Annotated in this window: 12 protein-coding genes; 2 read left to right on the top strand and 10 right to left on the bottom strand. The window is 58.2% G+C overall.

Features of this window, described 5'->3' with window-relative positions:
• The first annotated feature begins 11 nt into the window (after positions 1 to 11).
• Both VMH34_03880 and VMH34_03875 read left to right on the top strand, forming a co-directional pair.
• Positions 12 to 374: a hypothetical protein gene (locus VMH34_03880; protein ID HTT07910.1), complete on the top strand. Its 363-nt coding sequence runs from the start codon at positions 12 to 14 to the stop codon at positions 372 to 374.
• Positions 375 to 389: 15 nt separating this feature from the next.
• Positions 390 to 767: a response regulator gene (locus tag VMH34_03875; GenBank protein HTT07909.1), complete on the top strand. Its 378-nt coding sequence runs from the start codon at positions 390 to 392 to the stop codon at positions 765 to 767.
• A 51-nt stretch (positions 768 to 818) separates the two neighbouring features.
• Here the strand turns inward: VMH34_03875 and VMH34_03870 are convergent, their stop codons facing one another.
• From VMH34_03870 to VMH34_03825, 10 genes are all read right to left on the bottom strand, one after another.
• The gene (locus tag VMH34_03870; GenBank protein ID HTT07908.1) at positions 819 to 2,273 is read right to left on the bottom strand and encodes a protein kinase; all 1,455 of its coding nucleotides are present in this window, start codon (positions 2,271 to 2,273) and stop codon (positions 819 to 821) included.
• Positions 2,274 to 2,409: 136 nt separating this feature from the next.
• Positions 2,410 to 2,970, bottom strand: a complete 561-nt coding sequence (locus VMH34_03865) for a hypothetical protein (protein HTT07907.1) — start codon at positions 2,968 to 2,970, stop codon at positions 2,410 to 2,412.
• Between the two features lie 164 nt (positions 2,971 to 3,134).
• Positions 3,135 to 4,259, bottom strand: a complete 1,125-nt coding sequence (locus VMH34_03860; GenBank protein HTT07906.1) for a chemotaxis response regulator protein-glutamate methylesterase — start codon at positions 4,257 to 4,259, stop codon at positions 3,135 to 3,137.
• 22 nt (positions 4,260 to 4,281) lie between these two features.
• Complete coding sequence (gene cheD / locus VMH34_03855; protein ID HTT07905.1) at positions 4,282 to 4,941, bottom strand: chemoreceptor glutamine deamidase CheD; 660 nt, start codon at positions 4,939 to 4,941, stop codon at positions 4,282 to 4,284.
• Positions 4,941 to 5,783, bottom strand: a complete 843-nt coding sequence (locus VMH34_03850; protein ID HTT07904.1) for a protein-glutamate O-methyltransferase CheR — start codon at positions 5,781 to 5,783, stop codon at positions 4,941 to 4,943. The genes cheD and VMH34_03850 overlap by 1 nt, the downstream gene beginning before the upstream one ends.
• 34 nt (positions 5,784 to 5,817) lie before the next feature.
• Positions 5,818 to 6,192 carry an STAS domain-containing protein gene (locus VMH34_03845; protein HTT07903.1) on the bottom strand — a complete coding sequence of 125 codons (375 nt, stop codon included), beginning with the start codon at positions 6,190 to 6,192 and terminating at the stop codon, positions 5,818 to 5,820.
• A 59-nt stretch (positions 6,193 to 6,251) separates the two neighbouring features.
• Positions 6,252 to 8,210 (bottom strand): chemotaxis protein CheA, encoded by a 1,959-nt coding sequence (locus tag VMH34_03840; protein ID HTT07902.1) that lies wholly within the window; start codon positions 8,208 to 8,210, stop codon positions 6,252 to 6,254.
• Between the two features lie 52 nt (positions 8,211 to 8,262).
• Complete coding sequence (locus VMH34_03835) at positions 8,263 to 8,649, bottom strand: response regulator (GenBank protein HTT07901.1); 387 nt, start codon at positions 8,647 to 8,649, stop codon at positions 8,263 to 8,265.
• 76 nt (positions 8,650 to 8,725) lie between these two features.
• Positions 8,726 to 9,235 carry a chemotaxis protein CheW gene (locus VMH34_03830; protein ID HTT07900.1) on the bottom strand — a complete coding sequence of 170 codons (510 nt, stop codon included), beginning with the start codon at positions 9,233 to 9,235 and terminating at the stop codon, positions 8,726 to 8,728.
• Positions 9,236 to 9,289: 54 nt separating this feature from the next.
• Entirely contained in the window at positions 9,290 to 11,407 is a 2,118-nt protein-coding gene (locus tag VMH34_03825) for a methyl-accepting chemotaxis protein (protein HTT07899.1), read from the bottom strand.
• Positions 11,408 to 11,427 lie beyond the last annotated feature (20 nt).

Raw genomic sequence — 11,427 nt, 5'->3', positions numbered from 1 at the left:
GGAATCCGGTCATGGGACTGATCAATCTGGAAGCGCTGAAAAATACCTGCGCCGGCGATCAGGAAATGATGAAAGAGATGTTGAAGATGGGGCGGTTATCGGTCATGACGGCCCTAACCGATATCGACAACGCCATCGCCAGCCAGCAGTGGGATCATCTCGCCCGTGCGGTGCACAAGGTGCGTCCGATACTGTCCTATCTCGGGATCAATTCGCTCAGCGATGATTTGCTGGCCGTCGAACGCAACGCCAAAGAAAGAAGGCATCTGGCCGGCCTGCCCGGGCTGGTCAGCGTCATCAGCGGCAGGCTGAAGGAGATTCATGTTGAACTGGAACAACAACTGGCGGGCTCGCAGACCGGCGCGCCCGCGTGATTTGGGAGCGTAATGATGCCAAAAACCATACTCATCGTCGACGATTCAAAGTCCGTGCGTGCGGTGATCGGCACCACGCTCAAGATGGGCGGCTATAACACCATCACTGCGGAGGATGGCAGGGACGCATTGACAAAACTGGGCCAGAAAGACATCGGCCAGATTGACCTCATCATCACGGACGTCAACATGCCGAACATGGATGGCCTGGCCTTTCTACAGCAGGTGAAGAGACTGCCGCGCTATATGAAAACGCCCATCTGCGTGTTGACGACGGAATCTGAACAAAGCAAGGCGGAGCAGGAACTGGGCGCACTCAAGGACGCCTGGCTCACCAAGCCGGTGCAGCCCGCCCACGTGTTGGACGTGGTGGGCGAATTGCTCAATCTTTGACCCGGCCGGTTTTGGACGAAGCCAACAAGGATTTCTCAGGATTCGTCTCGATCAACTCCATTCCTTCCAATTGATGCCCATCAACAAATCCTCCGTGCTCTGAAAACGCTCGTTGGGATCCTTGGCGAGCAGGCCGTCAAGCAGCGGTTGCAGGGAAGTGTATGGCGGCGGCAGCAGGGGGATGGGGGCATTGATGTGCCCCTCAAAAATCTGCGCCGGCGAATTGCCGCTGTATGGATGCTTGCCGGTGAGCATCTTGTACATGATGACCCCAAGACTGTAGATGTCGCTGCGCTGATCCGCATCCCCGCCCAGAATCTGTTCCGGACTGACGTAATACAACGTGCCCAGCAGGGCGCCGTCCACGGTCAGTTGCTTGCGCAGCGTATCGGATTCCACCTCCTTGGCGATGCCGAAATCTGAAATGGCCAGCTCATGCTCGGAACGGAACAGGATATTCGCGGGCTTCAGATCCCGGTGCACGATACCCTTGGCGTGGGCGGCGCCAAGTCCCTCGGCGATCTGGTGCAGGTACTTGATCGCCGTCTTGCCATCAATGCGGTTGCGGAGACGCTCGGCCAGATCGCCATGCTCGAAATACTCCATGGCGATGTAGGCAAAACTGCTGGCAAACGCGCGTTCATAGATCTGGACGATATTCGGATGCTCGATCTGGGCGATTAGCTTGTATTCCCGCATGAAGCGGCGCAGCAGCACTGAATCCTCCTTTTGCTTGAGGGACAATATTTTCAGCACCACCTTGAGATTATCCTCATCGCGCTCGGCCAGGTAGATCGACGCCATCCCCCCCTCGCCTATTTTTTTGGTGACGGTATAACCCGGCACCATGATGGTAATGTCGGCTGGCTGCCTGGCCTTGCGTTCCTGCGTGGTGGTGGTTGTTCGGGCCAGAGTGGTCGCGGTCGCCTCTTTCGGCGCAGCCGGCTTGGGGGGCACGGTGGATGGCGGTACCCGGGGCCGCTCTTCCACGGCCGCCGGCTTTTGAACGGCGGGCCCCGCCTTGACGGACGGGCCAGTGGCGGGAGGCCAGAGCTTCTGCCTGTCCTCGGGACTGATGTACTCCGTTTTATCGCCCACCGGAACGGCGCGTTTCATCGCCTCACGCTTCGCCTCCATGGCCTGACGGACGGCGTGGGCGAATGTTTCTGGGGTCAATTTATTTTTGTCGATGAATCCCTCGACGCCCGTCGCGCCGGCCTTGGCGGCCAATTTTTCGCTGGCATAGCCCGTCATCATGATCACGCACGGCAATCGGGGTTCGCTTTTCAACTGCAACAGCCAATCCAGGCCGTTTTGATCCACAAGGCCGAGATCGAAATCCAGCAACAGGAGATCATACCGGCTCCAGTTGAAAGAAGCCTCCGGCAGGCCGCACCTGGGGTCGTACATCTCCAGCACTGCTTCGGGCCAGGAGGCCTGGGCGCAGAAACGCACCAGAACCTCCACATCCTCGGAGTCGTCGATGATCAATATTCGCTGCAACATGATTGCCGGCTTCACATTATCGATTAAACCTCATCCGCGAAAACGACGCCCCCGCCCACCCGGCATCCTGCCGGCGGATGGGCTGCTTGATTTTCCATTCATGGCGGGCACATCGCCCGGTAAACGAAACGGTGATTTAAAATAGCGTTACATCCCCTTTATTCAAGGATTCCTGTTTCGCGGGATGGCTCAAGGTCAGCGCCTGCCGCGTCTTGTTGATCTCGTCCTGACATGCCTCCACCATGCTCAGCAGTTCCCGGCCATCGCTGGCGTTCGAGGAAACCAGTTCGTCCATGTGCGTCTGTAACGCCTGCATCAACCTCTGTATCTCGGTGATGCGCTGGCGCGAGTGAAGGATAAGCTGCTGGACGATGTCTTCAAACTGCAATGAGATGACGGCTTGGACCACGATGGAACTGATCTGATGAGTGGATTGCAGCAGCGATTTCATCTCCTTGCCGGCCTCGGTATTCAGGTCTCGCGCACCCTGCGATTGCAGTTCCTCGGACTGCCTGACAATCTTGTCGCTCATGGCATTAAAGCTCTTGTGCAGATTGGCGACCGCCTCCTGCACCAGCCTGCCCATGCGTGCCAGTTCCTCGTCAAGCAGACCCTGCTCCTCGAGAATGAATTCGTTTACCTTCAGAACCAGATCATGAAAGGCATTGAAGGCGGGTTGTTGTTTTTCGTTGTTCATCACAGGCCGTCGCGCAAACACGCTGTACATTCCCAGGGACCCAATGATTTGAGGGTGGATAAGGCACCATAAACGAACACCCGCGGCATAATCAAGGTTTCTGCCCCCGTGGGCGGTCACTCAACCCTTGAGCCGATATTCGCATCGTCCCGCGGCAACGGCATTCAGGCCTGCAACTCCCTCAATCCCGTCATGATAGCGGCCGGTATCTGGTCCAGCGCCACGATTTTCTGCGCCGCGCCCAGTTTGACCGCCTCCCCCGGCATACCCCAGACCACGCTGCTCTTTTCATCCTGCGCGATGGTGATGGCCCCGGCATCGCGCATTTCCCCCAATCCTCGTGCCCCATCGGCGCCCATGCCGGTCAGGATGATGCCAATCGCATTTTTTCCCGCCGCCTGCGTCACCGAGCGAAACAATACATCCACGGAGGGTCGGTGCCTGTTGACGGGGGGGCCGTCGCTCAAGCTGCAGCGATAACGGGCGCCGTCGCGCTTCAGCAGCAGATGCTGATCGCCTGGCGCGATGTAGACGTGGCCGGGCATGACCTGCTGCCCGTCACTCGCCTCCACCACCGTCATGGACGAAGACCGGTTCATCCGCTGCGCGAAGGCGTTGCTGAACACGGACGGAATGTGCTGGGCAATCAGGATTGCCGGGGTATCCGCTGGCATCTGCTCGAGGACCTCCTTGATGGCCTCGGTGCCGCCGGTGGATGCGCCGATGGCGATGATCTTGTCCGTCGTCTTTATGACCTTGATATTGACGGGACGCTGCAGGATTGCCGTCGCGGAATATTTCGAATCGACATCCAGCGCGCCGCCAGCGGGTCCCGCCTCCTGCCTTGCCACCCCCGTGCTGGTCGGTTTGTTCACCCGCGCCCGGACCTTCACCGCCGCCGCGTTTTTGATCTTTCTGACGATCTCCTCGGCATAATCTTGCAACAGGTTGGCGACGTCGACCTTGGGTTTGCTGATGAAATCCACCGCGCCCATCGCCAGCGCGTCGAGGGTGGTCTCCGCGCCTTCCTGGGTCAGGCTGGAAATCATCACCACCGGCATGGGCCGCAGACGCATCAACTGGCGCAAAAAACTCAGGCCGTCCATCCTCGGCATTTCCACATCGAGGGTCAGTACATCGGGGTTCAATTCCTTGATCTTCTGCCGGGCGATGTGCGGATCCATAACCGCACCCACCACTTCGATGTCCGGATCCGAACTCAATATTTCGGTCAACAGTTTCCGCACCAATGCGGAATCATCGATGATGAGCACGCGTATCGACTTCATAGAGGGACGATATTTATCGAAATCATTTCCCGAACAGTTCGACACCGCCTTCAACAGCGACGTGCTTCAGCGCCTCGATATAGTTCTGCTCGCGCTGGAAGATGGTGTCGTTGTGCGTCTTCAACAGTTTCTTCACCCGCGCCCGTCCGCTGGCGGGGAAATACTCCAGCTTCCGGGGGTATTCGCCGCCGAGATCTTCCGCCTTGATCTCCAGATTTTCCGTATCAAGATATTTTTTGATGAAATCGATGTTGTCCCGACCGATGTCCATGGCGATGTTGAGCAATCTTCCTCCGCCGAACACCTTCACTTCGAGGTGATCGCGCCTGCCGCCATGCGAGAGTATGGCATTGATCAGACGCTCCATGGCGACGTTCCCGTAGCGGGCGGCGGTGTCCACCGGACTGTCCCGCCAGGCGCCACTTTTGTATTTGCCCTCCGCCGGCAGCATGAAATGGTTCATCCCGCCAATGCCGATCTTCCAATCGCGGATGCAGGCCGACACGCAGGAGCCCAGCACCGTGGTGATGATTTCATTGTGCGTGGTCACATAGTATTCGCCTTGCACGATCTTGGCGGCATAGATGTTGTGTTTGTTGTCCCAGTAGCGGTTGATGTTCTCAAAGCCGGGCAATGCCTGCGGCAGACAGTCATAAATTGCCGGTGTGTTTTTTTGCCGCATCAGGAAACCTTCCGATAGACGGTGGGGCCCGCCAGCTTGAAGCGATCGGACACCCCAAACAGGCTTTCCGAGTGGCCGATAAAGAGATGGCCGTCGGGGGACAATATATCGGCGAACCGCGTGAACAATTTCTTCTGCATCTCCTTGTCGAAATAGATCACCACATTTCGGCAGAAGATCACATCGAAGGGCCCATGCATGGGCCATGGCTCCTTGAGGTTGATCTGGCGGAAACTTATGCGTTCCTTCAATCCCGGTATCACGCTCACCAACCCTTCATTCCTGCCGATGCCCAGTCTGAACCAGCGGCTGCGCCGCTCCGGTGACACCCTTTCAATTTGCTTGAGATCATAAATTCCACGTTGCGCCCGTTCCAGTATATGCGTATCGAGGTCAGTCGCCAGCATTCTGACATCCCAATTCTGCAATACCGTCTGCTCCCGGAGGACGATTTCGATGGAATAGGCCTCTTCACCCGAGGAACAACCGGCGGACCAGAGCCGCAGGCGCCTGACCCCCGTCCGGATTTTTGCCTCCACCAGTTCCGGCAACACCGTCTGCTCCAAGAACTCAAAATGATGGGCCTCGCGGAAAAAAGAAGTGACATTGGTGGTGATTGCGTTGACGCAAAGAACCAGCTCCCCCTCGTCGCCGCCGCGCAGCAAGTCGCAGTATTGCCTGAAGGATTGCAACCCCAGCGCCCGCACGCGCTTGGCGAGTCTCGCGTACACCAACTCCCGCTTCGCGGACGTCAGCCGGATGGCCGCCTGATCGTAGATCAAAGTGCAGAGATAATCGAAATCATCGTCTGTCAACTCGAGCCGGCTGAAACTGGCATTCACTTGCATCACATCCGCGCCTCGTCGTGATTTCTGATCACGTCTGCAGGCTGATCAGTCTGGCGATGCCCAGCAGTTGGGCGGCGTTCTGCAACGCGCTTGAAATCCCGCTCCAGCGTATGATGGCGCCTTGGGCGCGGGCGGAACGCACAAATGCCAGCAATACCTGGAGGGCCGCGGTATCCACCGATTCCACCCGCGAGCCATCGATGATGATTTCGCCGCTACGGCCGATATGGGGAAGCAGTTGATCTTTCAATGCGGCGGCCTCGGAGATCGTAATGACGGGCTCCAGGGTGATGGGCGCATGATTCTGGACGGTGGAATTCCGTGCGGGTTCGCGAGGGTCGGCGCTGACATCCCGTTCTTCCACGGGCCGCGTGGTGCGGGGAGATTTCTTCTTTCTGGCCACTATGCGCGCCCCTCCTGAATGAAATCCAACGGCATGATCGGTAATCGAACCTTGACGATTCAAACCACCGCGCGAACAGCCTTTTTCGCGCGCAGCATATGAATGAGGCCGGGGACATCAATGATCATGGCAACCGTCCCATCCCCCAGTATGGTGGCGCCGGACAGGCCGGCGACCTGTTGATAGTTCGCCTCCAGGCTCTTGATCACCACCTGCTGCTGCCCCAGCACTTCATCCACGAACAGGGCCGCCCGCTGTTCTCCGGCTTCCACCACCACCAGCAGACCCTGCGGCAGTTCCCGGATTTCCGTCGGGATGGTGAAACACTGGTACAGCCGGATCACGGGAATGTATTGATCACGGAAACGATACACCTCGTTTTGTCCGGTCACCTCTAGCGCATGGGCCTTGCGCGGCTGGATGGATTCGACGATGTTCAGGAGGGGGACGATGAAAACCTCGCGGCCAATGCGAATAAGCTGGCCATCGAGGATGGCCAGCGTCAGCGGCAGTTTGATGTTGAATATGGAGCCTTTCCCCGGCACCGACATCAGTTCTATGTGGCCGCCCAGATCGGTGATATTGCGCCGGACGACATCCATCCCCACCCCGCGCCCGGAGATGTCGCTGACCTCCGAGGCCGTGGAAAATCCCGGCTGAAAAATAAGATTTTGGACCTCCATGGGCGTCAACTCTTCGTGCTCCGCCACCAGCCCGCGTTCCCGTGCCTTTGCCAGTATCCGTTCCGGATTCAGGCCGGCGCCGTCGTCGCTGATTTTTATGATGATGTTACCGCCTTCCTGATGCGCGCTGATTTCAATCAGCCCCTGCGCCGGTTTGTCCGCCGCCAGCCGGTCCTCGGGCTTTTCTATGCCGTGATCAACCGCGTTGCGAATCAGGTGAACCAGCGGATCGGAAATCTTTTCAAGCACGGTCTTGTCCACCTCCGTGCTGTTGCCGCTGATCTTCAACTCGACCTGCTTGCCGAGCGACCGACTGAGGTCGCGCACCAGCCGGGGTAACCGGTTGAAGGTGAAATCGATGGGCAGCATGCGTATGCGCATGGCATGATCCTGCAACTCGCTGGTATTGCGCTCCAGCAACCCGACGACCCATTTCAGTTTCTCCGCCCTGCTGTCCACCGCGTGATCTGACGCGATGCGGTTCAATATGGACTGTGTAATGACGAGTTCGCCCACCAGATTGATGAGACCGTCGATCTTTTCGATATTGATGCGAATGGAGGCCTGCTCATGGCCCTTGCCAGCGGTCTCCGCCTCCGCCTCTCCCCCCTCCGGCTCGCGGCCTTTGCGCCTCTCCACCATATGCCGCCGCTCGCCGAGCAGGGCAACCTGCAGATCACAATCGCCCTCCACCCAGGCAAACAGTTCCCGGATGCTTGCCTCCGTCGTCTCGCCCGCCTTTTTGTACAATTCCCAATCGAGGTGAATTTCCTCCGGATCCAGTTCAGCCAAATTTGGCAGCCGCTGGGCATTGACCTTGACCGTCAGTCCGCCGGTGGATTGTAGTTCGCGAAAGATGCGATAAGGGTCGTTGCCGGTCTTCAGCAGATGGCGTCGGGGGGTGAATTTAATCTGCCAGCGTGCCTCGCCCTCGTTGTGTGCCTCCCTGGGCAGCGTGGTGAGCCGCTGTTCCAGCGCCCGCATCCGCTGCATGTCCGTGGCCCTGCCGTTCTTGCTGGAATCCAGCATATAGCGCAGGCCATCCACCGACTCCAGCAGCAGGTCGATCAATTCCTGGGTCACGCCGCGCTTGCGATCGCGCATCTCGTCCAGCAAGGTTTCAAGAATGTGCGTGAAGTGCGCGACCTCGTTGAACCCGAAGGTGCCGGCGCCGCCCTTGATGGAATGCGCGGCGCGAAAGACCATGTTGATGATTTCGAGATCCGGGGCGTCCGTGCGCAGGTTCAGCAAACCGGACTCCATGGCCGTGAGCCCCTCGGCGCTTTCCTCGAAGAACAGGCCGTGGAATTGGGACAGGTCGAGGTCTACGGCCATGGCATCATATCCGGGAGGTGACTGACAATGCCTCCGAAGAGCAATTGAAGGATCAAAGCACTCTTTTCACCGTTTGCAAGAGGTGCTCAGGATCAAAGGGTTTCACGATCCAGCCCGTGGCGCCTGCCTGCTGCCCCTGCTGTTTTTTGTCGGCGCTGTCCTCGGTGGTGAGGGTGAGGATGGGAGTGAATTTGTAGCCGGGCAGCTTGCGCAATTCCCGGATGAGGGTAAAGCCATCCATATTGGGCATGTTAATGTCGGTGATGACCAGGTTGACCTGATGGGCGCGGGCAAGGGCGAGGGCTTCCAAACCATCGGTGGCCTGCGACACCTCGTATCCCCCGGACTTCAGCGTAAAACTGACCATTTCCCGCATGGAGGCGGAATCATCCACCAGCAGTATTTTGATCTTCTTCTTGTCAGCGGCCTCTGATTCCATATCTGTCGCTCTCAATTTATGATCCTCAATACCGCGCCTGGCGCGCCCGGGATACTTCGGGCGTGCACCGACATTGCTATTCCTGCTTGTCCAGCTCCTTGAAAAGACCCGCATTAATCAGCTTATCGATGTCCAGCAAAATGATCATCTTCTCGCCCAATGTGACCAATCCCTTGACAAAATCCGTGCTGATGGCGCCGCCCAGATCCGGGGCGGGGCGAACCTGTTCATCATTGACGTTGTATACCTCCGATACGGCATCCACCACCACGCCGACGACGCGATCCTTGTCCGCGCAGGAGACCTTGGCCACCACGACCACGGTAGTGGGCCCAAACTCACCGTGTTCAAGGCCAAAGCGGCGTCTGAGATCGATGATGGGCACCACCGTGCCGCGAAGATTGATGACGCCAAGCACGAAGTTGATCGCGTTCGGCAACATGGTGGGCTGCTCCCAGCAGCGGATTTCCTGCACCTTGTGGATGTCCACCCCATATTCCTCGCCCGCCAGCATGAAGGTGAGATACTGGCTGGCCGCTTCCTCTCCGGTCGCCTGCTTGTCGACAGCCTGCGCCGCCGTATTCATGGCCGATGTCTCCTCAACGGGTGGAATGGTGGGGTAATGCGGGATGATTTTAGATTAAAACTCCCGCCACTCGCTATCATCCTGTTTTTGCGCCTTTTGAATGAGTGCCGGCTTGGGGGCCTTCCTCCCTTCCTCTGCGGAGGTGCGCGATTCCTTGCCCAGCGCGCCAGAAGTCTTGGGTGACGCCATCTGTTGCGCCGCCTCGACTTTATGCATCTGTTGCACCGCTTTCTCCTCCACCTTGAAAAATCCCACCATGGCCATGAGTTCCTCCGCCTGCGCACTGATGGATTCGCTGGCGCCTGCGGCCTCCTCCACCAGCGCGGCGTTCTGCTGCGTCATTTCGTCCATCTGCAGCACCGCCTTGTTGACCTGCGCAATTCCCGAAGATTGCTCCTGGCTTGCCGCCGCGATCTCGGCCACGATGTCGCTCACCTTTTTCACCGACGTCACGATCTCTTCCAGTGCCTTGCCGGCGTCGTTGACCAGTTTCGCGCCATCCTTCACCTTGGACACACTGTCCTGGATCAGACCCTTGATCTCCTTCGCCGCCGTGGCGCTGCGTCCGGCCAGATTACGCACCTCCGAAGCCACAACGGCGAAGCCGCGCCCCTGTTCGCCCGCCCGCGCGGCCTCCACCGCCGCATTCAGGGCCAACAGGTTGGTCTGGAAGGCGATTTCGTCGATCACGCCGATGATGTCCGCGATCTTGCTGCTGGAAACGGTGATCTCGTTCATCGCCGTCACTGCGCGGCCCACCACGGAACCGCCCTTGTCCGCCTGTTCCCGTGAGGCCGAGGCCAGTTGATTGGCCTGCTGCGCATTGGCCGCATTCTGATCCACCGTTCCGGTCATCTCCTCCATGCTCGACGCCACTTCCTCCAGATTCGAGGCCTGTTCCTGGGTGCGCTGGGAGAGATTGGCATTCCCCTGTGCCACCTGATCCGCGGCCGCGGTCACCTCGTTGGCGCCGGCGCGGATGCCGTTGATCACTTCCGCCAGCTTGACCTGCAAATCATGCAGCGAATTGAACAGCCTGCTGATCTCGTCCTTGTCGTTGTTTTCAAAGAGTTCGATGGTGAAATTGCCCTTCGAAAACTGCTTGATGACCGAGATCAGGCCGTCGACGTTGTGAGAAATATAGCGGGTGATGAACAGGGCAAAAAAAACGGCGATGGCGATGCCGATCAGGACGTTGACCAGGGCCAGGTATTTCTTTTTGTTGAAACGATCTATGCGGCTCTTGAGCAGTTCATCCAGGGCGGTCAGATTCATCTCGTTGAGTTTCACGGCGGCGGCGATGGCGTTGCTACCCGCCTGAAACAAGTCCTGCGCGCTGGCGACGGCGGCATCGCCGACGCCCGCCTTGCCCGCCCCGCGCGCGATCTCCCTGTCCACCATCTCGGTGAATTTCGCGGACTGATTCATGAATTCATCCAGCGGGCCGGACAACTGCGACTTGAGCGCCGGGTTGTAATCAAAAGCCACACCCATGCCACGCTGCAATACGTAGGTCTGATTGCGCACCAAAACCACCATGGTGGAAAACTCGGAATGGGCGTCATCCGTCTGCGCTTTCAAGAGGCCCATGGCGACCTTCTCGCGCAGGGCCTCGATGGTTTCGAGCAGCGATGGCATTTTTGATACCACCGTCGTCATCAGGTAAGAACCGTCCAGTTCCTGATCGAGCACCAGATTGGAGGTATCGCCGACCTGGGTGATGAGGGCGATGATGTCGGTGATCAGGGTGGTGTGGCGCTTGAAGCTTTCCTCCCGGGTCAGGCCCTGTCCTTGATCCTTGAGGTTGTCCCAATCATTCTTTACCGACGTCCAGCGTTCGCTGGTCTTCAAGCTCCGACCGTAGAGGGCCTCGGCCGCGGCCACCGTTTGCATGTCGTTGTTTATCGCCTGACGCTTTTCCTCGGCACTGGCGCTGATGCCGGTGTCTCCGCCCAGCAGCAGATTGGTCATGCCCCTGTGCTCCATGACGTGCTCCAGAAGACCATAGACCGGCTTCAGATATTCGGTGCCCGTGATCTCCTGCCGGGTCATGTTTATGGTGACGTCTTTCTCCTCCACCAATAGATAGATGAGATAAACTGCCGGCACCATGAGGATCACCACCATCAGCGCGAGTTTCTGCGCCAATTTCATTCTATTTAATATGTTCATAGATATTCCGTCTTGTCTTC

This window comes from Gammaproteobacteria bacterium (assembly GCA_035501935.1).
Lineage (GTDB): Bacteria > Pseudomonadota > Gammaproteobacteria > JAJPIJ01 > JAJPIJ01 > JAJPIJ01.
The sequence above is the reverse complement of the archived record's forward strand: the minus strand, read 5'-3'. Positions and strand labels throughout refer to the sequence as shown.